At 36.3% G+C, this 23,109-nt stretch carries 20 protein-coding genes; 18 read left to right on the top strand and 2 right to left on the bottom strand.

Annotated elements, in window-relative coordinates:
• The first annotated feature begins 12 nt into the window (after nt 1-12).
• The 6 genes from ACFX4L_RS16230 (at nt 13) to ACFX4L_RS16210 (ending at nt 8,930) form a co-directional block, all read left to right on the top strand.
• Entirely contained in the window at nt 13-4,344 is a 4,332-nt protein-coding gene (locus ACFX4L_RS16230; RefSeq protein WP_377405651.1) for an endonuclease, read from the top strand.
• Nucleotides 4,345-5,124: 780 nt separating this feature from the next.
• Nucleotides 5,125-6,159: a PTS sugar transporter subunit IIC gene (locus tag ACFX4L_RS16225; protein ID WP_061465147.1), complete on the top strand. Its 1,035-nt coding sequence runs from the start codon at nt 5,125-5,127 to the stop codon at nt 6,157-6,159.
• Nucleotides 6,160-6,206: 47 nt separating this feature from the next.
• Nucleotides 6,207-6,869 (top strand): L-serine ammonia-lyase, iron-sulfur-dependent subunit beta, encoded by a 663-nt coding sequence (gene sdaAB, locus ACFX4L_RS16220; protein ID WP_061465145.1) that lies wholly within the window; start codon nt 6,207-6,209, stop codon nt 6,867-6,869.
• A gap of 40 nt (nt 6,870-6,909) precedes the next feature.
• Nucleotides 6,910-7,785 carry an L-serine ammonia-lyase, iron-sulfur-dependent, subunit alpha gene (sdaAA, locus tag ACFX4L_RS16215; protein WP_089362772.1) on the top strand — a complete coding sequence of 292 codons (876 nt, stop codon included), beginning with the start codon at nt 6,910-6,912 and terminating at the stop codon, nt 7,783-7,785.
• Nucleotides 7,786-8,064: 279 nt separating this feature from the next.
• Nucleotides 8,065-8,223, top strand: a complete 159-nt coding sequence (locus ACFX4L_RS25410; RefSeq protein ID WP_472673206.1) for a YuzK family famiily protein — start codon at nt 8,065-8,067, stop codon at nt 8,221-8,223.
• A gap of 164 nt (nt 8,224-8,387) precedes the next feature.
• Nucleotides 8,388-8,930, top strand: coding sequence for a DinB family protein (locus ACFX4L_RS16210; protein WP_377384909.1), 543 nt, complete (start codon nt 8,388-8,390; stop codon nt 8,928-8,930).
• A gap of 237 nt (nt 8,931-9,167) precedes the next feature.
• Here the strand turns inward: ACFX4L_RS16210 and brnQ are convergent, their stop codons facing one another.
• Nucleotides 9,168-10,502, bottom strand: a complete 1,335-nt coding sequence (brnQ, locus tag ACFX4L_RS16205; protein WP_377384911.1) for a branched-chain amino acid transport system II carrier protein — start codon at nt 10,500-10,502, stop codon at nt 9,168-9,170.
• Between the two features lie 238 nt (nt 10,503-10,740).
• Here brnQ and ACFX4L_RS16200 point away from each other — a divergent pair, with 238 nt between their 5' ends.
• From ACFX4L_RS16200 to ACFX4L_RS16145, 12 genes are all read left to right on the top strand, one after another.
• On the top strand, nt 10,741-11,310 hold the full coding sequence (locus ACFX4L_RS16200; protein ID WP_377405649.1) for a hypothetical protein: 570 nt from the start codon (nt 10,741-10,743) through the stop codon (nt 11,308-11,310).
• A gap of 1,013 nt (nt 11,311-12,323) precedes the next feature.
• Entirely contained in the window at nt 12,324-13,031 is a 708-nt protein-coding gene (locus ACFX4L_RS16195) for a DNA alkylation repair protein (RefSeq protein WP_289319548.1), read from the top strand.
• 251 nt (nt 13,032-13,282) lie between these two features.
• Entirely contained in the window at nt 13,283-14,596 is a 1,314-nt protein-coding gene (locus ACFX4L_RS16190; RefSeq protein ID WP_377405647.1) for an HAD family hydrolase, read from the top strand.
• Between the two features lie 240 nt (nt 14,597-14,836).
• Nucleotides 14,837-15,232, top strand: a complete 396-nt coding sequence (locus ACFX4L_RS16185) for a peptidylprolyl isomerase (protein WP_377405645.1) — start codon at nt 14,837-14,839, stop codon at nt 15,230-15,232.
• A gap of 197 nt (nt 15,233-15,429) precedes the next feature.
• Entirely contained in the window at nt 15,430-15,690 is a 261-nt protein-coding gene (locus ACFX4L_RS16180) for a hypothetical protein (protein ID WP_377405643.1), read from the top strand.
• A 25-nt stretch (nt 15,691-15,715) separates the two neighbouring features.
• The gene (locus ACFX4L_RS16175) at nt 15,716-16,060 is read left to right on the top strand and encodes an ATP-binding protein (protein WP_377405670.1); all 345 of its coding nucleotides are present in this window, start codon (nt 15,716-15,718) and stop codon (nt 16,058-16,060) included.
• A 32-nt stretch (nt 16,061-16,092) separates the two neighbouring features.
• A complete protein-coding gene (locus ACFX4L_RS16170) occupies nt 16,093-16,683 on the top strand; it encodes a response regulator (protein WP_377405641.1) in 591 nt (196 codons plus the stop codon).
• A gap of 846 nt (nt 16,684-17,529) precedes the next feature.
• On the top strand, nt 17,530-17,841 hold the full coding sequence (locus tag ACFX4L_RS16165) for a hypothetical protein (RefSeq protein WP_377405639.1): 312 nt from the start codon (nt 17,530-17,532) through the stop codon (nt 17,839-17,841).
• Nucleotides 17,842-17,960: 119 nt separating this feature from the next.
• On the top strand, nt 17,961-18,269 hold the full coding sequence (locus tag ACFX4L_RS16160; RefSeq protein WP_377405637.1) for a hypothetical protein: 309 nt from the start codon (nt 17,961-17,963) through the stop codon (nt 18,267-18,269).
• Nucleotides 18,270-18,321: 52 nt separating this feature from the next.
• Nucleotides 18,322-18,981 (top strand): DUF5819 family protein, encoded by a 660-nt coding sequence (locus ACFX4L_RS16155; protein WP_377405635.1) that lies wholly within the window; start codon nt 18,322-18,324, stop codon nt 18,979-18,981.
• A 14-nt stretch (nt 18,982-18,995) separates the two neighbouring features.
• Nucleotides 18,996-20,369, top strand: coding sequence for a DCC1-like thiol-disulfide oxidoreductase family protein (locus ACFX4L_RS16150; protein ID WP_377405633.1), 1,374 nt, complete (start codon nt 18,996-18,998; stop codon nt 20,367-20,369).
• A 17-nt stretch (nt 20,370-20,386) separates the two neighbouring features.
• On the top strand, nt 20,387-20,683 hold the full coding sequence (locus ACFX4L_RS16145; RefSeq protein ID WP_289319562.1) for a hypothetical protein: 297 nt from the start codon (nt 20,387-20,389) through the stop codon (nt 20,681-20,683).
• Nucleotides 20,684-21,160: 477 nt separating this feature from the next.
• Here ACFX4L_RS16145 and ACFX4L_RS16140 read toward each other — a convergent pair whose 3' ends face one another.
• Nucleotides 21,161-22,270 carry a serine hydrolase gene (locus ACFX4L_RS16140; RefSeq protein WP_377405631.1) on the bottom strand — a complete coding sequence of 370 codons (1,110 nt, stop codon included), beginning with the start codon at nt 22,268-22,270 and terminating at the stop codon, nt 21,161-21,163.
• Nucleotides 22,271-23,109: the final 839 nt, after the last annotated feature.

Here is a 23,109-nt window from a genome sequence, read left to right as displayed (position 1 = left end):
GGGGTTGAGATCTTGAAGAAGAATGGGATAAGCAAGCTTTTCTTTGCCATATTGATCGTGCTATCAACGGTTTTGCCATATGCAGCCGCTGCAAAAGCGGAAGGGACAATAACGGTAACGGAAGCGATTAATAATAACAGCGGAACGGCAACGGTGAAGGGATACATCGTCGGTACAGCTAAAAGCGGTACAAGCTATCAACATACATCGCCTTTTACTGAAGGTACGAATATAGGTATTGCAGATAGTCCGGATGAAAAGGATGTAAAGAAAATCATGCCTGTTCAGCTTCCAGCCGGAAATATCCGAACGGCTTTGAATCTAGTCGAACATCCGGATTTACTTAAAGCACAGGTGACGATTACGGGGAAGCTGGAAAAATATTTTTCAGTACCAGGTCTGAAATCAGCAACGGATTACACAATCATCACTGATGGGGGAACACCTCCTGAACAGCCTGATGTGAAGGTTCTGGAATCCATCGCCGAGGCCCGCACGAATACGGAAGATGTTGTGCAGGTTGATGGGGTGGTCACCACAGGGCTTGGATATTGGGGAGGAAAAGGCTTTTATATTCAAGATGAAACGGCTGGGCTATATGTATATGGTTCTTCATGGCCTGCGGATGTAAAGCAAGGGGATAAGGTTCGTTTAATCGGACAAGTATCCGCTTATAATAAGGAATTACAAATTCAACCAACTTCCCTTAAAGTCGTTTCTTCTGGGAATGAACTTCCTGAAATCCAAAAAATTGACGCGGCTGGCGTCAATGGGGAAACACAAGGTGAGCTGGTCACCATTGAAAAAGCGACCATTACAGAATTGGCCGCATCGGGAACATATGGAACATTCGAATTCAAGGCGGCAGACACTAAAGGGAACTCTGTTATCGTTCGCCATGATAACCGGAACGGTTCGAATTATGAAGATTTCCTGAAGAGCTTTAAAGAAGGGGATGTCATTTCCGTAACCGGAATATCATCGCAATTCAATGACACGTATCAACTGAAGCCACGTGGTCTTGAAGATTATGAACTGGTGAACAAGCCAGCAGTTTACACGGATATTTTCCCTGGTATGGTAAGTGAAAATACAAAAGTATCACTTGATTCGGGTTGGGAAGAAGCGAAGATCCATTATACGCTGGATGGATCCACTCCGACGTCTTCAAGTGCATTGTATACAGAACCTATCATTTTAACGAAAGATACTGTCATCAAGGCAATCGCTGTCAACGACAAGACATCGGAAGTGTTCACTTTTGCCTATACCGTTATCAAAACCAATGATTTGAAGATTCGTGACATCCAGGGAATGAATCATTTTTCATCATATGAGAATCAGCTCGTCTCAGGTGTGGAAGGTGTCGTCACTTATGTAAAAGATGCGAATAACTTTTACATGCAAGATCTGAATCCAGATAAGGACTTAACGACTTCAGAGGGAATACTTGTGTACAACAAAGCGCATGGCCTAAAAGCGGGAGATCATGTCAAAGTGGCCGGTAAAGTCGTTGAGTGGTATGTCGAAGGATACGCTGAAATGAAAACGACGGATCTGCCAACAACTGAATTGACTAATACGACTATTGAAAAGCTTGGCACTGTAGCGATACCAGAACCGATCATCATTGGAGAAGATGTCATTCCGCCGTCTGAGAACATCGATGATGATAGATTGACAGACTTCAATCCGACTGAAGATGGCATTGATTTCTATGAGAGTTTGGAAGGAATGCTCGTGCAAGTATATAACCCGAAAGTGGTCGCTCCTCAAGACTATGGTGAATTGGTCGTGATCCCAGGGAATATGGAAACGAGCACTGCAGTTAGAGGTGTCAAAATAACGGAAACGGATTTCAATCCTGAAAGAATAACCCTCGATATGGATGATGAATCATTTGTGGCGAAAACTGGTGATTCTTTTGAAGGCTCGGTTACGGGTGTCATAAGTTATGGATATAGCAACTATAGGGTATTGACGGATAAAAATAAGCTGCCGGCGCTAAAGGATGGCGGAACGGTTCGGGAAGTGACTTCCCTAGAGAAGGATTCCGATAAACTATCGATCGCTTCCTATAATATCGAGAATTTCTCCACTCAAACCGCTAACTCGAAAGTTGAAACGATCGCAACATCCATCATTACTAATCTTAAACAACCCGATATCATCGGCGTAACGGAAATGCAAGATAATGATGGTGCAACAGATAGCGGGACAACGGATTCTGCTCAAAGTGCCAAGAAATTGACCGACAAAATAAAAGAGTTGGGCGGCCCGCAATATCAATTCATCGATATCGCTCCAGAAGATAAACGTGATGGCGGGGCACCTGGCGGGAATATCCGTGTAGGCTTTTTATACAATGTCGACCGTGTCAAATTAACGGAGGGAACGAAAGGAACGGCGACTCAATCCGTTGCCTTCAAAGATGGAAAACTTACATTGAATCCTGGACGAATCGAGCCTACAGATCCTGCCTTCACTTCGAGTCGGAAGCCTTTGGCCGCTCAATTCGAATTTAAAGGGGAAAATGTAGTGGTGGTGGCCAATCATTTTAATTCGAAGGGCGGCGATCAGCCACTATTCGGGAGAAACCAACCTCCTTTCCTTTCAAGTGAGACGCAAAGGCTTCAAATTGCCTCCATCGTCAATCGGTTCGTCAGTGATATCAAGTCACAGGATGCCAAGGCGAATATCGTCTTACTTGGAGATTTTAATGATTATGAATTTTCAGCTCCGCTTAAAACATTAAAGGGTAAAGATTTAACTAATATGATCGAGAGAGTCCCTTTTGAAAAACGTTATTCATACACATATCAAGGCAATTCACAAGTACTGGACCATATCCTGGTATCGAATAATATGGCGGCAGCCACGAAAGTCGACATTGTCCATATTAACTCATCCTTCATGGAAGTGCATGGAAGGGCAAGCGATCACGACCCTGTATTGATTCAAACTGCTTTAACTGAATCAGGGGGAGTTGAACCCGCTGCTCCGGAAAAAACGTATCATTTAACAAACATTAAAACAAAAAGGCTTACAATTGCTTCACCTAGTGTTTTGATCGATCTTGACGAAACATCCAACATCGAAGAAGGTATCTGGTTAAAAGGTTCCTATGCTGTACTCAAAGGCCTTGGGCTGAAGAATGCAACTGTGGCTGTCAAACCGGATAAGGAAGGCGCAATCATTGATTTTGGAGGCATGGCGGTGAAGGCAGTCATCATTGATAACGCCAATGTAAAAGAAATCAGGGGCGCTGAAAATGTTCAGAAATGGTCTGTAACAGAAGGTGTCGACACGAAGAATATCAAGTTTTTCGATTCAAAAGGGGAAGCAATTGCTTCTCCTTTCGACCCTAAAGAAAATCATGCGCCAGTTGTAACGAAAAAACTGGGAAATCTTGAAGTGAAAACCGGTTCCAAGGTCACTATCGATTTGAGTGAGCACTTCTCAGATCCGGATGGAGATGAACTTACCTTTTCATCCACGATCGGTAATGTCACCGGCCCGACATTAACCCTTCCTGCAAATGAAGCTGGAACATACCTTGTCGCAGTAAAGGCCGAGGACCAGCAATCGGAAGTGGTTGCCCGTTTCACGCTGACCGTATCGAATGATAAGCCGCTTGAAGCTTACTATGAAACGGCGGCAGGAAAAACCGGAACGGAATTGAAATCGGTTCTGCACACGATAATCAAGGGCCATACGATGTTATCTTATGATCAAGTGTGGAATGCCCTTAAAGAAACGGATGAAGATCCGGATAACAAACAGAATGTCATCTTGCTTTACTCTGGAAAATCTATTTCGAAGAACGCCAATGGAGGCAATGCCGGACAATGGAACCGTGAACATGTTTGGGCCAAGTCCCACGGTAATTTTGGAACAAGCAAAGGCCCTGGGACCGACCTTCATCACCTCCGCCCAGCTGATGTGACAGTGAATGGTAAACGGGGCCACCTTGATTTTGACGAGGGCGGTCAAACATATAGTGGCTGTGAATGTAAGTTTGATTCAGATTCATGGGAGCCGCCGGATCATGTTAAAGGCGATATAGCCCGGATGCTATTTTACATGGCCGTCCGTTATGAAGGAAACGGTGAGTTGGATCTGGAATTGTCCGATACAGTCAATACGTATCCAAAGCCGCTTCACGGAAAGCTATCGACACTTTTGAAATGGAATGATCTCGATCCAGTCGACGATTTCGAGAGCCACCGAAATGATGTAATTTATGACTGGCAGAATAACCGCAATCCATTCATCGATCATCCTGAATGGGCGTCCGAAATTTGGGGAGCCGCTGAATCCATGGATGTGAAAAAAGCGAGTTAGATCGGTTCTTATATTGAATGAAAGCTACACTACAGACTGTAGACAACCTCGATGAAAGTCGTGTTTGCCTATAGTCTTTTTTATTTCCAAATGAAGTTATTTTTCAATAAAACTTTTATAACGTTCGGTAAAAACATCGCAGCTCTCCAAATACACTCCTCTTTATCTCCATATAGATCCAGATTGGTCCCTATATCAAGGAAGGAATTTTATCAAACGCGCATTTTTAAGTGTACAAGCAAGAAAGGGAAAATGTTGCAGAAACAGCGAGTGATCTCACTAGAAAAAAGTTGGGAGTTGATTTATAGCTAGGATTAAATCAAGATGAGCTTCCCAAATACATTGAAAAACAGAGAGAAGAAAACCCAAATGAACCAGTACGTTTTCAATTTCAATATTCTTCATAAAGGGTCAAGCAGTTAAACTCATTATTAAAAGTTGATTTAATTATTTCAAAATACTGAAAAATCAAACATTACTTCCGCTCGAAAATTTAAAAATTTTGATAGGTATGCATACCGATATATGTTAATATGAGATATAAAATGAAAGGGTTTACATTTCCAGGTGGAATAAAGATATCTTAATATAATAGGAATTCATTTAATTCTATTCCTTATTTTTCTTAGGAAATTCTAATTGGAGACACAGCCAACTATGAAACGAAAACAAAGGACCGATGAGATTGTTCTTTAATCGGAAAATCGCAAATGAATTAGTAGTTCGCCTATAAATATTAAGTCAAAGTATACTAGCTATTCACTAAGAGGAGAGACGTTAATGGAAATCTTAAAAGGAACGGCCTTATTATTATTGGTACTTGGTTTATTTTCTTTATTCAGTTTTAAAGCCCCAAAAGGGATGAAAGCAATGGGTGCTCTTGCCAATGCAGCGGTTGCCGCTTTTCTCGTGGAAGCATTTCAGCGGTATGTCGGAGGGGATTTATTTAATATCAAATTCCTTGGAGAAGTAGGGGATGCGGCAGGTAGCATGGGAGGCGTTGCAGCGGCTTCACTTGTTGCATTAGCACTAGGGGTTTCCCCTGTATATGCTCTATTACTTGGTGTTTCATGTGCTGGTTTAGGTTTGCTGCCTGGATTTTTCGCAGGATATCTCGTTGCTTTCCTTGTGAAAGTGATCGAGAAAAAAGTCCCTGCTGGATTGGATTTAATCGTTACAATCATCATTGCAGCACCGCTCGTTCGGTTTATTGGTGAGAATTTAACGCCTTTGGTCAATGCAACGCTTTTGAATATCGGAGGAATCATTACGGAAACGGCAAACAGTAATCCAATCTTAATGGGAATCATTCTTGGAGGAGTCATCACCGTCGTCGCCACTGCACCATTAAGCTCGATGGCCTTGACAGCAATGCTTGGATTGACGGGACTTCCTATGGCAATCGGGGCCCTTGCCGTATTCGGATCATCTTTCATGAACTTTGTTTTGTTCGATCGCTTGAAATTTGGAGATAGAAGTACTACAATTGCGGTTGCGATAGAACCTTTGACACAAGCGGATGTCATATCTGCAAACCCAATTCCTGTTTATGCAACCAATTTCATTGGCGGAGCGGCTGCAGGTGTGGTCGTGGCCATGTTTGGTTTAGTGAATAATGCGACAGGGACGGCAACACCAATTGCAGGGTTGGCAGTTATGTACGGTTTCAATGACCCTATAAAGGTGACGATCACAGCTGGAATATGTGCAGTTGTGGGAGCAGCGGTTGGTTTCCTTGGCTCGATCGTGTTCAAGAATTATAAGATCAGGACCGTTTCACAAATAAGGGTGAATGAAGAGCAAAAAGCGGCATAATGAATGGCCGTTAAAAAAATCTATTGCCAGAAAAGGGGCATTGAACAATGAAATACAGATCTGCATTCGATATAATCGGTCCTGTTATGATTGGACCTTCTAGTTCACATACAGCAGGAGCTGCCAGAATCGGCAGAGTAGCACGGACATTATTTGGAAAACAACCGAAGAAAGCCATCATTTCTTTGTATGGTTCTTTTGCAAAAACCTACCGGGGACATGGTACGGATGTTGCTGTCGTAGGCGGGATTTTGGATTTCGATACGGATGATGAACGAATTCCCACTTCATTGACGATAGCGGAAGAAGCGGGTATGGAAGTTACCTTTACAATCGAGGATACGGTGATGGATCATCCTAATACAGTCAAGATCAGACTGTTCGACGAGGATAAAGAAATAGAGCTTGTTGGGATCTCCATTGGCGGGGGAACAATAGAAATAACGGAGTTGAATACGTTCAAGCTTAAATTGTCAGGTGAAAACCCAGCCATTTTAGTTGTACACAACGATGTGTTTGGAATCATATCTTCGGTTTCGACAGTATTGGCGAATCATGAAATTAACATTGGGCATATGGAAGTTTCACGAAAAGAAAAAGGTCAAATGGCCCTCATGGTGATTGAAGTCGATCAGAAGATCAAGGGCGATATCATGAAAGAAATTGAGGGATTGGAAAACGTTTCGCAAGTCATAAGGATGGTTGAATGAGAATTTTTAAAAGTGTTGGTATAGATAAGGAGGTAAAAACATGTTCCGAAATGTAGCAGAGTTGGTTGAACTTGCTGAAAGTAAAAATGTAAAAATCGCGGAAATCATGATTTTACAAGAAATGGAATTCTCCGGCTTGTCGAGAGAACAGATCATTGAAAAGATGGACAGGAATTTGACAGTGATGGAACAAGCGGTGGAAAGAGGTCTGAAAGGGGTGCAATCCGTTACAGGCCTAACGGGCGGGGATGCCGTTCTTTTGCAAAATTATATCAAGACGGGCAAGGCACTCGGAGGCAATTTATTATTGGATGCCGTCAGTAAAGCGGTTGCGACGAACGAAGTGAATGCAGCAATGGGGATGATTTGTGCCACTCCGACTGCCGGTTCTGCGGGCGTGGTTCCCGGTACGTTGTTTGCCGTGAAAGAAAAACTAAACCCGACCCGGGCAGAGATGATTGAATTTCTTTTCACCTCCGCTGCCTTCGGATTCGTGGTAGCAAACAACGCTTCCATTTCTGGAGCAGCTGGTGGGTGCCAAGCAGAAGTGGGCTCGGCAAGTGGAATGGCGGCAGCTGCGATTGTAGAACTGGCCGGCGGTACACCAAGTCAAGCCGCGGAAGCAATGGCAATTACACTGAAAAATATGCTTGGATTGGTTTGTGATCCAGTGGCAGGTTTGGTTGAAGTTCCTTGTGTGAAACGCAACGCAATGGGGGCATCTAACGCGATAACGGCAGCTGATATGGCACTTGCAGGCATTACGAGCCGCATTCCATGTGACGAAGTTATCGATGCCATGTATAAAATAGGATTGACCATGCCAGTTGCACTACGTGAAACGGCAGAAGGCGGCCTTGCTGCCACTCCGACTGGGCGTAGATTGGCAAAGGAAATTTTCGGTTCATATAAATAAACATTCAGCCCCATTAACCAATTTGTTAATGGGGTTTTTGATTTTTTTAAAAAGTTTGGAGGATTTTGTAATTAAAAAAGGAAAATGAAGGAAGGTGGAGGGATATGGCGTTTACGTACACGGTGATAAGAACAGCTGTCAGGAAATCTGAACTATCAGTGAATATGGAGCTGTAGTAACTTTGTAAGTTATCATTTTCAATGATAAGATGAGTACGAAATTTACTTTGGAAAGGATTGATTCTTCATTAATTTTCTCGAATTAACGTACACGTCGGCAATGGAAAAAGCAATGTTTCAGGCTCATGGTATCGGCTATGCACTATATGCTCAAAAACTGGAGCAACGCATAATGGTTGAACAAGAACGGGAACAGGATTATCTACAAAGCAGGCGTATATCAGAGGAGATGAGATCCAATCTTTTTTTGGGGAGTTAATATCGATTTACTTGTCACAGATAACATAAAACGAAAAAATCAGATACAAACGAAAGAGCAATCTGAAGGTTGCTCTTTTTTCATTATTAACAGGGAATTTCAATGTAAAGAAGGAAGCAAACATTTTAAATAGAATGTATTTTTAAAAGAGGAGGATGATTCTGTTGGAGAGAAGAGCGTTAATTGTATCTGCATTACCGGAATATGAAGAAGAAATTGGGCGGTGGCTATGGTGTTTAGAAGATGTTCGCCGTACGCTTATAACGGAATTAACTGGAATCAGCCAAAATTCACTCGATTCGAAAATGGATGAAAGGCAAACGATTGGCTCGATGTTATATCACATAGCATTGGTCGAGGCAGATTGGTTATACGAGGAGGTACTTGTTACGGAATGGGATTCGGAAATCCGTGCTTTGTTTCCATTGGAATGCCGTACTGATGATGGCTCCCTAACACATATTGAAGGACAAACATTAGAAGAACATTTCTACCGCCTTAATAAAGTACGTCAAGTTTTTCTTTCAAACTTCCGTTCAATGAATCTAACGGATTGGCGTAAACCGAGGGTGCTTGACCAATATGACGTCACGCCTGAGTGGGTCGTTTACCATTTGATTGAACATGAATCACATCATAGGGGGCAAATTTTTCAATTGCTGAAGAAATTACGAACGAATAAGAAGATACAAGAAATGGGATTTTAAATCCTGCTATCCAGCTATAGCCGGAGCTGCCTTTATCGCAGTTTTTTTTTTTCAATCAATATGAGATTATAGGTGTCCGTCAAATTGATAACAAAACGGTCAAATTACATATGTCGATGAGGACAATTCGACCTACAGGAAAATAATTCGACTTACAAGAAAATAAATCGGCCTACAGGAAAGTAATTCGACAGAAAAAAAAGTCCAGGAATGATTCCTGGACCGATTTTATATCATTTAATCAATTTGATGATTATGACCCGGACGTAAGATGCTGAAGGCATACCCAATTATTCCTCCGACTATTGCAGGGATGACCCACCCTAGCCCTGTATCGTACATTGGAAGGATTTTAGTGAAGAAATCATTGATGGACGAAATGTGAATCCCTGCTCCATTTAATCCATCCATTAAACTGATGATGAATGTTAAAAATAAGCTGCCTTGATAAACTTCAGGCCTTCCTTTAAATATGGAATGGAAAAATGTTAAGAAAATCAATACAATGGCCAATGGATAAATGGCTGTCATTACAGGTACGGAAATTGCAATTAACTCGGTTAGTCCAATATTGGCAATTATTGCACTAAATATGGATAAGCTTATTGCAATTGTTTTGTAAGGCAGCTTTGGAAATAATTTATGGAAGTACGTCGAGCACGATGTAATGAGTCCAACGCTCGTCGTTATACAAGCTACTGTGATCATCAATCCCAATAATAGCCCACCATATGCTCCAAAATAGTAATCCGAGACTTTTGCTAAGACATTGCCTCCATTATCCAAGTGTCCAAATTTCTCGACACTTGAAGCACCCATGTAAGAGAGAGCTGTATAAAAGGTAGCAAGGATAACGGCAGCAATTGCGGTCGCTTTTCCACAAACGATCATTATTTGTTTTTTTGTTTTAGCACCTTTTTCTTTTATGGCATTAATGATGATGATTCCAAAAACAAAAGATGCAAGAGTGTCCATTGTTAAATAGCCTTCTTTGAACCCGTTGAAAAATGGTTGAATCGTATAGCCTTTGGCAGGTGCTTGAAAATCACCAATTGGATGAACAAAAGCGACTATCACCAGGATTCCAATGAACGTTAACTTGATGGGTGTTAAAATTTTCCCCACAATTTCGACAAATTTCGCAGGATTGAGCGAAAGAAGGCACGAAATCGTAAAAAAGATGATGGTGAAAATAAGTAAAGGCAGCGGCCCGAAACCTTCCGGCAAAAATGGTTTGACACCGATCTCAAAAGATACGTTTCCTGTTCTTGGCATTGCAAATAATGGACCAATGGCTAAATAAAGAACGGTTGTGAATACAATACCAAACACGGGATGGACGCGGCTTGCTAATGATTGCAGATCATCTTTTCCCGAAAAACCCAGTGCCATTACACCAAGTAACGGTAATCCTACTCCGGTTACGAGAAAGCCTGCATTAGCTGACCAGATATTCGTTCCAGCTGACTGACCAAGCATTGGCGGGAAAATTAGATTTCCTGCCCCGAAGAATAGGGCAAATAACATTAACCCAATCACTACTATAAATGAAAATGGTACTTTATTAGACAAAATAAACCCTCCACGAAAAAACCAAAATTTACTATTTTGGAAAATTATTAAATTTTCTAAAAATTATATGCAAACTAATATTTAAGAACGTATCGTATTATAACTAAATAAAATTGATATTTCAATATATTTTTTGTTTTTTGTTGATTTTGTATGACAAGTAATCTGCCCTCATCTTATTTTGAACAACTAAAAGCTTCTCATACCATTAATAAAATTCATTTTGGTAATAGTTGAAATGTATAAAAATGGGGTGGCTAATATAAAAAAAATTCTTGGCTCATTGTTTTTATTTGTGCTGATTATAGGGGCAAGTGCATGTAACAAGGAAGTAGTCAAAGAAAACGGTGAGGCATCAGAGCGGAAACCTGTTAAAGAGGAAAATGTGGTCAAAGTGGAAGAGGCTGAAAAGTTATTTAAAGGCTATTATACTGCACGATATACCATCAAAGATCCAGCCAATCCGCCGACCTTTGCTGAAATTGCAGACAATGTTAAAGAATATTTATCAGAAGATGAATATAATGCCCAAATTCTTAACCGTTATTATTCAATCCCTTCATTGGTAGCCAAAGAAATTAATAAAAGCATTGAAGTGCAAGATGTGAAGCTTGAAGAACAAAGGAAAAATGAAGACGGCACAATAGATTACACATACACAACGGAATTTAAGGTTTATGACGGGAATTCATCTAAAGTTTATGAGAAAGAAGGAGAGGTCACGATAACCACCATAGATCATGAATTAAAAGTCACTCGTGATTGGAGTAGAGGGATAAAGATTGATGGTTTAGACGGTGGACTTTAATTGAATTTTTAAATGAAGCGTAAGATAAAAAGGAGTGACTATATGAGTACATATTTGTTAGTTCAGGGACTGGGAGAGGGTTGTCCCTTTGTGGAGCTTGATATCAGGTATTAACCTTGGGTTTACCCGGACATGAAAAGGATAAAACCGCGTCTTCCAAAGTTACCTTGGAAGACTTTACTGACCGTCTATTCAGCATTTTGGCTGTGAATCTGAACAGGTTATTTTAGTGGGTCAGAGCATGGGGGAATTGTCATAATACAGACAGCCAAATATCGTCCAATTCAATTGAACGTATATTTATGTGCCTTTCTTTCTGCAAATGGGCAAACTTTACTTCAAATACTCGAAAATGACAAAAAGATTCGCAGTAGGGTGACTAAAGAGCATTAATGGAACTGCAAGGGTAAATGTATATTGTGGAGGGTTAAAATGAAATTCTTCAGAAGTATGTCTAAAAAAGAGTCAATTAATTGGAGAAAAGGGGCAATACTTGGTTTTTACACCTATATGTTGCTATTATTTATAAATTTTATTTACTTTCTAATATATGGAATTGAGCCTTTTACTTCCGTTGTAATTTTTTGGACTGGATTGTTAGTAGCTTTCGGGTACGAGTTTATCTTAAATTTAAAGTCTAAAATGAAATTAAATAAATGAACTAATAGTAATACATAACAGGATATACCCTAATTCTTTATTGAAGTATCGCCTTATTCTTAATGAACTCCCTGAAAATTAAAAAAACAAAAAATCTAGAAAAAACCACAACAATAGACCTGGTAAAACGCTTTTTATAAAAAGGATGAGCCTTGGCTGTAACAGAAGGCGTTGTTTCTTACCATCTGTTCGAGAACAAAGTGCCAACATGCATTTAGTGGATTCCTGCGTAACACTGATATGCTTAGACGGTAGTTCTGCTGACAAATGGTAGTTTGTTATAGGATAATGGTCATATATTTGATGGGTAAAATATTAGGTGAAAAACTCCAAAAAGAAGGAAGTGCTAAACGATGAATTTAGAAATGGTTATGCAGGAGCTTGAAGCCCTTGGCAAGGAACGAACTAAAAAAATATACATATCCAATGGTGCGCATGAGCCGCTTTTTGGCGTGGCTACAGGAGCTATGAAACCAATTGCAAAGAAAATAAAAATAAGTCAAAGTTTAGCTGAAGAGCTTTATTCCACGGGGAACTACGATGCAATGTACTTTGCAGGCATTATTGCAGACCCAAAAGCCATGACTGAGTCGGATTATGATCGTTGGATGGATGCTGCGTATTTTTATATGCTGTCCGATTTTGTAGTGGCTGTAACTTTATCAGAGTCAGATATTGCACAAGAAGTTGCAGATAAATGGATCGCAAGCGGTGAAGAGCTGAGAATGTCAGCGGGCTGGAGTTGCTACTGCTGGCTTTTAGGGAATCGACTAGACGTTGAATTTTCAGAAAGCAAGATTTCCAATATGCTTGACATTGTGAAAAATACGATTCACGATTCGCCAGAACGAACGAAATCCGCTATGAATAATTTTCTATACACCGTGGCGATTTCATATGTGCCACTCCATGAAAAGGCAGTCGAGACCGCAAAGGCAATAGGAATATTAGAAGTCAAACGGGACAAGAAAAAAAGCAGTATTCTAAATGCTTACGAAAGTATTCAAAAAGCAGTTGATAAAGGAAGGCTTGGTTTTAAACGCAAACATGTAAGATGTTAAAATTAGCCGTATTAATGTAGCTCTTTTGTGATTTTTGAGCAAAACAGGCGCTTAATTGAATAAGTATTACAGAAATCCTTTTTTATAAAGTTACAATTGTTAAGAAAAGAACCATGAATAAATAATTGATTATTTTGAAAATTCGTGATAATATTTATGCATAAAAGAATCAATCGGCAATGGCGCCTGTTTCAATAGCTAATAACGAGCTATTGGGCAGGCGTCTTTTGCATTTTTTAGGGAGGGATAATATGAATAAGAGAACTAAATTAAAAGCTTTATTTGGCATGATCGTTATTTGCTTGTTTTTGTATGCTTCCTTAGGAGCGGCTGCAAGCGGAAAAGCAGTTTCAACTCCGCAAAATAGGGAGGGCCATTGTATTCAAGTGCTGGATAAAGGGAAATGGGCTCCTGACACCTATAAGTCTGTTCAAAACCTAATTGATAAGCATTGTGCTGGAAGTACAGGATACGATCCAAATCGAAAACCTTATGTTGTTTTTGATTGGGATCATACGAGCATCATGAATGATACGGAGGAGGCCCTCTTTCTTTATCAAATTGATCACTTGGCATATAACATGCAACCGGAAGAGTTTTATGAAGTGATCAAAAAGAATGTGCCGAATGGACCCTTTTCACAAGAGTTTAAAAACCTTCAAGGAAATGCGGTAACTCTTAAGGAAATCTCCGAGGATCTGAAGCGCGATTACGACTTTCTTTATTCCAACTATAATGGGATGAATGGAAAAGAGAGGTTAGAAACGCTTCATTCAACTGATCAGTTTAAAGATTTTAAAGCGAAAATGTACTTTCTGTATGAAGCCATTGGGGAAACATACGGTGTTGAAATCGGATATCCATGGGTGCTTTATTTATTTGCCAACATGTCGACCGAAGAAGTACAGCAGCTTGCAGAGGCTTCAAACGATTATAATTTAGGGGCGGAAATGGCATCGGTGACGCTTATCAGTCCTGGGTCAATGTTAGGAAAAGCCGGTACTGTTCAAGTTACCTATAAAACAGGACTGCGTCTGGCCTCGGAAATCGCAAACTTAATGCATACTTTTATGGAGAATGGGATTGACGTTTTTGTTATTTCGGCTTCGATGGAAGAGGTGGTGGAGGTGTTTTCGTCAAATCCAAAATACGGCTACAACGTTCCAAAGGAAAATGTCTTTGGGATGAGATTAAAAAAGAAGGAAGGAATTACTCAAGCAGAATATGAAGACAATTGGCCGATCACTGCTCGAGAAGGTAAGGTGGAAGTGATCGAACACGCCATCTCCAAAACGCGGGGCGGATACGGTCCGATATTCGTAGCGGGAGACAGCAGCACTGATTATGAAATGCTGACAATAAAGAGTTTGAAACTCGGTTTAATTATCAACCGCCTCAAAACAGGTGATATCGGCAAGCTTTCGAAAACAGCTGCAGAACGGATGGGCAAAAACAACCCGAAATATGTTCTCCAAGGAAGAAATGAGAATACAGGCTTATGGATACCGACTGAATACACGATCAAGCTTGGGTCAAATGAAGAAAAATTGTTGACGAATCCATAAAAAGATTCGTCCAATATTCCAGGATTAATTCTAACTTCTCTTTTCGCTATACTAGTTTTATTTTTACTAAAAAAACTAGTGCAATCTATTAGACGGTAAAACCGTCTTTTTTTTTATGTCACAGTATATGTCACCTCTACAATAAGTCTTATTGAACTATCGGGGCAGGTTAGTGAAATAAGGTATAATGGTATAATAAGGTAATTTTTGTCGTTAATTTAAGGGAAGGAAGATAAAAATTTGAGAAAAATAGTATTAATTTTATTCGCATCAATTCTTTTAACAGCTTGTAACTCTAATAATTCAACATTAAGTATTAGCGAATTAGAAGTTGTACCAGACGATGTACAAGATGCAATTGACTCTGAAAGTACACTTCAACTAATTAATGAAGGGGAAAAGACGGCGTATGTTGTTTATCAGTCAAAAGGTGAAGTCATTACCGACCTTGAGGAACAAGGGGATACATTAAAAATAAAGTTAAATGTAACGAAAGAAGATGACGATGTAACCGTCCAACGTGTCTATAAGTTAACGTTAGATGATAAGCATAAAGCACTTGATGTGTTAATTAATGGAGAATCTACACCATTTGATGTTGTCAGGTATATAAAAAAGAATGTAAAATCATTGTAAGATAAGATGTAAAGTTATAGAACTAACGGGTGCTTTACTTCATTACCAGGAGCTGATTCAGCAGCTCCTTTTCTTATGCAAGTATAGGGGCAGGATAGTTCAACAAGGTGGAAATATTTTTCTATATGAAATAGAATTTTTTTCGCTTATGCTGAAAGTAAAAAAGAAAAATTAAAAATTTGAAAGGATTTAATGTAATGGACGATATCGATAACAAACAATCTATCAAACGAGAAAAGTCGTCTTTAAGTCTTAGTAAACTATTTAAACGTATTTGGTATGTTTCCCTTGCTGTAGGAGCTGCGGTAAGCATGTTACAAGGAAAATTTGCGTTTAAGGGAATGTTTTGGATTATCTCTATAAGTACACTATTCCTTGCTTTTTCTTGTGCCGTCATGTTCTTTAAAAAAGACTTTGAATTAGTAGAGGGTATTGAAATAAAGACAGTTAAAATCTGATGTTACGTTACATTGTGACAATGTTCTGTTAGCAGAAACAATTAACAATATTTTAAATAATGCTATAGAAGCTATTATTGTTCCAAAAGGTCAGATACTTGTTCAATTGTTTAAGATAAAAAATGGAATAAGTATTGAGGTAAGCGATAATGGTATCGGAATCCCTAAACAAGAAATGAAACGAATCATGGAACCGTTCTTTTCAACAAAGAAAAATATAAAAAATCATGGATTAGGACTAAGTTTTTGCTATAAAGCCATTCGAGCGCATGATGGCGAGATACTTGTTCATAGTAAAAAGGGCAAAGGGACTTCTGTCATTATCCAGTTTCCTAAATCTCGAATAAATCCAACAAAACTGAACGCTTAAATAAGCGTATAGTTTTGAAATGGAGGATAAAAATGGAAGACAAAAAGAATGTAAAAGTGGTATTAGTAGAAGATGACCCTTTTTGGCAGGAGAATATATCCAAGTACATTAAAAAAGAGACAGATAATATCGATGTAGTTGACGTTGTTGTATGTAAGGAAGAAATGTTAGAAGTTTTAATAAAGGAACCTGAAATAGATGTTGCATTAATTGATATTAATTTGACTAGAGCTAATTTAGATGGAATTGAGATTATAGAAATATTAAGCAATCAGGGAATTAAAACAATTGCCCTTACTTCAATTGTTGATAAAGAAGTCATTATAAATTCCTTTGAATCTGGAGCAATCAATTATATAAACAAATCCAGTATATTTGACATCATATCAGCTATACAGGAAGCTGTTGAAGGTAGAAACCGAATACATTCCGATGCTTCACCAGCCTTACTATCCAAAATGAAGGAAGAAAAGAAAATACGGATACTTACCTCCTCGGAACAGGAAATTTATATCCTTCAACAAAAAGGGTATAGCAGAAAGAAGATTGCGGAAACACTTTTTAAATCTGTAGAAACAGTAAAAAAACAAATTCAGTCTATTAAAAAAAAATTAAATGTTTAATAATTTGGCTCCTCAAAATAGGGAGCCATTTTTTATACTTAATTTTGCTATGAACGTGATCTTTATTTTGTATAAATTAACTTTTATTCTACATCGTATCAGATAGATAAGTATAGCGTTAATCTAAAATCTAAACGTAAATTATAACATATCGGATTTTATTAGGGGAGGGTTATTTTTTTACCCCTCCCTATTTTTTGGTAAACATTGTAATATAGAGACAATTATTGAACATCATTTTCGAATTGATGGTTGTTGCTACAGTAAATAATTTCCGATGTGTTAGTTACTCATTAAGTAGTAAAGGAGGGATTCTTAAATGAATAATCATATGTCTGTACAGTTTCAGGGAGTTATAAATTTTAACATGAAAGGTGAGAGTGTTTCTGATTATTGGTGAGTAAAGATTGGGGATGACAATAATAATCATTCATTTTTTTTATGAGAATTTTATTATTGTGGATTGGAACGACGAACAAGATATAGAGAGTTTAAAAACATTTGGAATCCTAGACGATTTTATAAGGTTTAGAATATCAAAAAGGTTTTACTATCCTTCTAAATCTAATGTAAGTCCTTGCGTAGAAATACAAACTTCAAACAAGCAAAACGAAACTTTTAGACTATCATCTTAATTATGCACGCTTAAAATTTAATCAAATATTAAAGATAATTTATACACTTGAAGAAAAAACATGATATTGATTTGCTAAACTCTCCACTGAAAATCTAGGATTTCAGATTAATAAAAAATTTTACTATTTAATTCAAGAATTGTATCTTTATGTTAATATCTCGTATGATTGCATTTTTTAACAAAACATGGAAATTAAAGGAGATTAAATTATGAAAAGTAAAGGATTAGTTTCAGCTGCTTTAACTTTAACTTTATTAGCTGGTAGTTCGATATATACTTCAGCTTCTTCAGCTAATCTTAACGTATCAAAGCCAGCTCAGCATGAAGTGAAAATCAACAATGAAGACTCAGTAGCACAACCATACTGGAAAGTGAAGGCTGCGTTTTCTGTCGCGAAAGCAGGATGGAAAGCTGGTACTTCATCAGCTGATAAAGTTGGAACGTTTTTGTTTGGCTTCTCTGCTGACCTAGATAAAGCTGATGTAAGTGCTAAGAAAAAAGAAGTAGTATTTGATAAGTAAGAATTAAAGTTACTCTGCAATTGCAGAGTAACTTTTAAAAGGGTGTATATAATTGATAACTTTAAACAAAAAAATATTTTAATTTTTAACAAAACAAGGAAATTGAAGGAGATTAAATTATGAAAAGTAAAGGATTAGTTTCAGCTGCTTTAACTTTAACTTTATTAGCTGGTAGTTCGATATATACTTCAGCTTCTTCAGCTAATCTTAACGTATCAAAGCCAGCTCAGCATGAAGTGAAAATCAACAATGAAGACTCAGTAGCACAACCATACTGGAAAGTGAAGGCTGCGTTTGCTGTCGCGAGAGCAGGATGGAAAGCTGGTACTTCATCAGCTGATAAAGTTGGAACGTTTTTTGGCTTTACTGCTGTCCTAGATAAAGCTGATGTAAGTGCTAAGAAAAAAGAAGTAGTATTTGATAAGTAAGAATTAAAGTTACTCTGCTATTACAGAGTAACTTTTAAAAGGGTGTATATAATTGATAACTTTAAACAAAAAAATAATATTAGTAATCTTTCCTATAATTTTAAGTTTGGTTACTCTATTTCATTTTGTAATAATCTTATTTCATGTGATGCCATTGAATCCTTTATCAAATAAATATAGTCATATTATTGACGGATATACTTATCCACTATTTGTTCAAAATTGGCACCTTTTTGCGCCGGAACCTATTTCATCTAATAGAATAATTCAAATGAAGACACAGACTAATGGAGAAAATTCTGAATGGATAGATATTACAACACCTTTTATTGATGGAAATCATAAGAATTATTTTAGCCCATATAATAGAATTTCTAGATTAAGTTCTGGTGTTATTCAACAATTATTTGAAGAAGATGAGATCACATTGAAATATGAAGAAAAAACTAAAAAAATAGAGAAAAAAATTGAAGAAAAAGAACAATTTAAAACAGGAAAAGAAATTATATTTAGATATGCTAGTTCGTATGCAAACTTCCAGTATCCTAATAATAATATTGAAATGATAAAAATTAGGATTATTAGAAAAGACAGCATCCCATTTTCAGAAAGATCAAAGCTTAGAAAGAATAATTTTAATAAATTTAAAGATTGGGAATCCATATACGAGTTTAATTGGGAGCCTAAAATCGAAATATCTCCGATTTTGTAATAAGGAGTGACTAAATGGAATGTAAAGAATTATTAAAAGAGAAAAAATTGGAAGGTTTTATTAACTATTTTACTAAAGAAAGATTTTTAATTGGAGCAAGTTTAGCAAGAATAGGTTTTGGATTAATTATCTTGTTCCTATATGCTATAAATTATTCACAAAGACATGTTTTATGGGGACCAAATAGTATTACTCAACCAATACTCTTATTAAAAGTAAATATATTTACGTTAGTAGATTCAGTATATTATTTTGAGTTTATTTACCATGTCGGTATGCTTATTACGATATTGTTCATCGTGGGATGGAAAGGAAGAATTATTTCATTATTAAATTGGATTCTTACTTTCGCTATTATTGAAAATAGTTTGTATATGAGCGATGGAGGAGACAATATTCTAAGAATAATATTGTTTTATCTATTATTCGCTAATTGTACAACATATTTTTCTTTAGACTCTGAAAAATACAAAGAAAAAAGAAGTCACAAACAGTATACTTTCTTTAACAAAATGAAATCAATTTTACATAATTTCGCTGTTATTTCTTCAATTATACAATTATGTATTTTATATTTAACCTCTGGGCTTTATCAAGCAATGGGTGAAATGTGGAGTAACGGAACAGCTATTTATTATATTTTACAAGTTGATGAATTTTCTCATCCTTTTTTCAGGGATATTATATTGAATAGTACTTTATTGGTTGTAATACTTACTTATCTATCAATTATTATCAAAATTTCATTTCCATTTTTATTATTTAATAAAAAAACAAAATATTTAGCTGTGCTTTCCGTTGTTATTTTCCATTTAGGAATTGCTATATCAATGGGGTTAATTAGTTTTTCTTTAACATTAATAGTAATTGAATTCCTTTTAATTACGGATTCTGAATACAGTAAGCTTCATGTGTTTTTTTCAAAAAAAAGGGGATGGTTTAAAACGAAAATATTGGCATTTTTTAAAATTTTAGGGGAAGTAAAACTTATTAAATCTCAAAGAATTATTGTATTCTATGATGGATGGTGCCCATTTTGTATTAAAAGTATGAATAAAGTGAATAAGTTAGATGTTTTTAATCTTGTAAAATTAGTAAATTTCAGAAATGATGAAGTAACTAATAAATATGATTTAAAAATCGAGAAACTAGAAAAAAGAATCCATAGTCTTAAAAGCAACTCTAGTAAACTTAATGAAGGAGTTTATAGTTTCATACAAATTTCTAAAAGAATAATTTTTTTGTGGCCATTACTTCCAATACTTTATATTTCTACCTGGATTGGTTTAGGTCAAAGAGTTTATGATTATATAGCAGAAAAGCGTAATATTATTCCTACTGGAAAATGTGATGATCAATGTTTCAATAATAATAATAATATTAATTAATAGAGGAGATGTGTCATTTGAAAAAAAGTATTTTTACCTTAGTTTTAACTACAATTATATTGTTATCTGGAGGACTTTATACATCGGCTTTCTCTGGTAACGATCATCATGAAAATAACAAAATAACAGTAACAGATAGTACAACTTCTAGAGAAGAAGTTTCCCCTTATACATGGAAATTAGCAACTAAAGCTGTTGTAGCTGCTGGGAAATATGTTGTAAAACAAGCATTTTGGGATAATTATGCATCTAGTACAAAAAAAGATGAACACAATTATAATGCAAATGAATTAGAAATCATATTTGATAAATGAAAAAAATAACGTTGCTATTAAACATTGAGTTTTTTACTGTGCTAGCAGTTTCTATTATTGCATATATTCGTTGGGATTTTTCAGTATATCTTTGCTTATCATTCGTTATTGCTGCAATGTTATTATTAATTTGGTTTCATAAAAAAAATAATAAATAAAAGAGAATGGTATTATCCCCTACAGGTAGACAGAGAAAAAAGAGAGCATGATAAAATGTTCTTAACAGTCTATCTGGGAGGGGGTTTTTCTATGGCAAAAAAGGGGCAAATCTTTCAAACATATACAGAAGAATTAAAGCTAGAAGTTATTTTGGCACGCCCAAGAACAGCAGAGCAAGCTTATGTAGCTATTTAGAGGTATATAGACTTCTACAATACGGATCGCTTCCGAAAAATTTAACGGCCTTTCCCCGATGAGGAAAGGCCGCAAATACTCTGTTTTTATTGTCTACTTGACAGGGTTATGTGCAAATCTTTATTAACAAGTTCTCTTCTTATTTATTATAGTAAACTCATTTCTAAAATTTGCATCTTTCAGTAATTTCAAAATGAAATTATTCATATTTATTTTTAACTTCATGTATTCTAAATAACCTAAATTATTTGCTAAAAAAACTATTTCTGTCTTATTGTTTTCTTTATCCGTAACATAAGTAGCATTAGTAATTACAAATGATGTAGAACCCCCTTTTTGTCCAGCATGTTTAAGCCATTCACTATTATTAGGATGTTCCATTAATTGTTCCATCAATTTGTCTAAAACTTCTTGCATTGTATTATTGAATATTTGTTTGTCATTTAAGATACTCATTATTCTTAAATATTCATTCGATGTACTTTTGGGTAATCGATCAGACCAATTTTTTTGTAAACTTTCTGACATTGGAATTACTTTCTTTTTTAATTCCTTTAGCTTACCTTGCAATAGTGCTGAATTAATCTCTTTCGAAAGATCTTCATATTCTCTTTTAGACATTGCAATCATTCTCTTTTTTAATGATTTTTTAGTAAGGGAGGGTACCGTGCTTAATAAGTAAGCTGGAATCATTACAGATGAAACAAAGTTAAAAAGAGGGTCGTGATCATTCAAATTTAGTTTTTTAAGTTGGTTGTTGATGTTATGTAATCCTAATTCATTAATAAGAAATTCAGTGTTTGCATTGGAACTAAAATTAATCATACCTTTAGCTATTTCGACTATGTTGACTTGATTATTTTGAATTAAATTTTTCACTTTTAAATAGTTAATCCACTCAGGATGGGCTCCACCATCTGTTTTAGGTAGGTAAAATACATCTAATACATCTAATGAAATGTTAGTCTTTGGATTGATTTTTTCTTTTGAAATTTGTTCTGCAAATTCAATGGCTATTATAATTTTCACAGTGCTTGCTAAAACTAACTTTTTTTGACTATTAATTGAGCATTCGATTATATTATTTCTTTTAAGAGAAAAAGCAAAATCATCATTTTCTTTCATATATTTTAAAAAGTATTTGGGGTCTATCTTTTTTAATATTATGCGTAAATAAACTATGAATGCGATTATTGTTAGAACTATTATTAATATAAAGCTAATAAGAATCATATTAATCCCTTTCTTCAAGAAAATACTTATAGTTTAATAATAAGATTTATTAGATTTTATTTATAAATAATGAATAATAATTTCCCTTAGATTTTTTTCTAAAATTTGGAAATAAATATTGGGTGCGACCCTAGAGATCATATACCTTAAATCCAGATTCCCCACGAATGTTATTGAAAACATTCAGTGTCAAAATAAGAAACACTAAGAAAGAAATAACTGATAGTGACCGCGATAACTAATTTCATCTGTTTTTATCCACTTTTCAATATCATCATTTATGTTGTTCATTAATTTATTTATCCCTCAACATTTTATACCCCCTTTACCAAACTTCTATAGTAATATTTTAACATATTTAAAATCATACATAATTTGTAAAAGAACTACAATTTCAGCTTAAACAACCTCATTGATTCTTCCTTTAATTTTATTCCAAAATTCTAAGGAACCTTGTCATACCGGAGATCCAGTGCATCCAGATTAACCCTAACCTTAAGGTTAGGGTATTGACTAACTGTAGCTTTGAAACAAAGTTTGATCCAAACGAAAATTGTAACATATCGATTTTTATAAGGGGAGGGTTATTTTTTTAACCCTCCCTAACTTTTGTGAAATCTTGTATTATTGAGACAATTATTGAATATTCATTTTCGATTGAAGGTTGTTGCTACATAAAATAATTTTCAATTAGTTGAATCGTCTACACTTATCTGGACAGAAGTTTTAAGGGCAGATACACTTAACACACTACAGATAAGTGAGAATTCAAAATGACCAAGCGAGAACGCCGTACGTTCACTTCCGAATTTAAACAACAGATCATTCAACTCTACCAA

This window comes from Peribacillus sp. YIM B13482 (assembly GCF_042787975.1).
GTDB classification, from domain to species: domain Bacteria; phylum Bacillota; class Bacilli; order Bacillales; family DSM-1321; genus Peribacillus; species Peribacillus simplex_A.
This window is presented reverse-complemented; position numbering and strand designations above follow the sequence as displayed.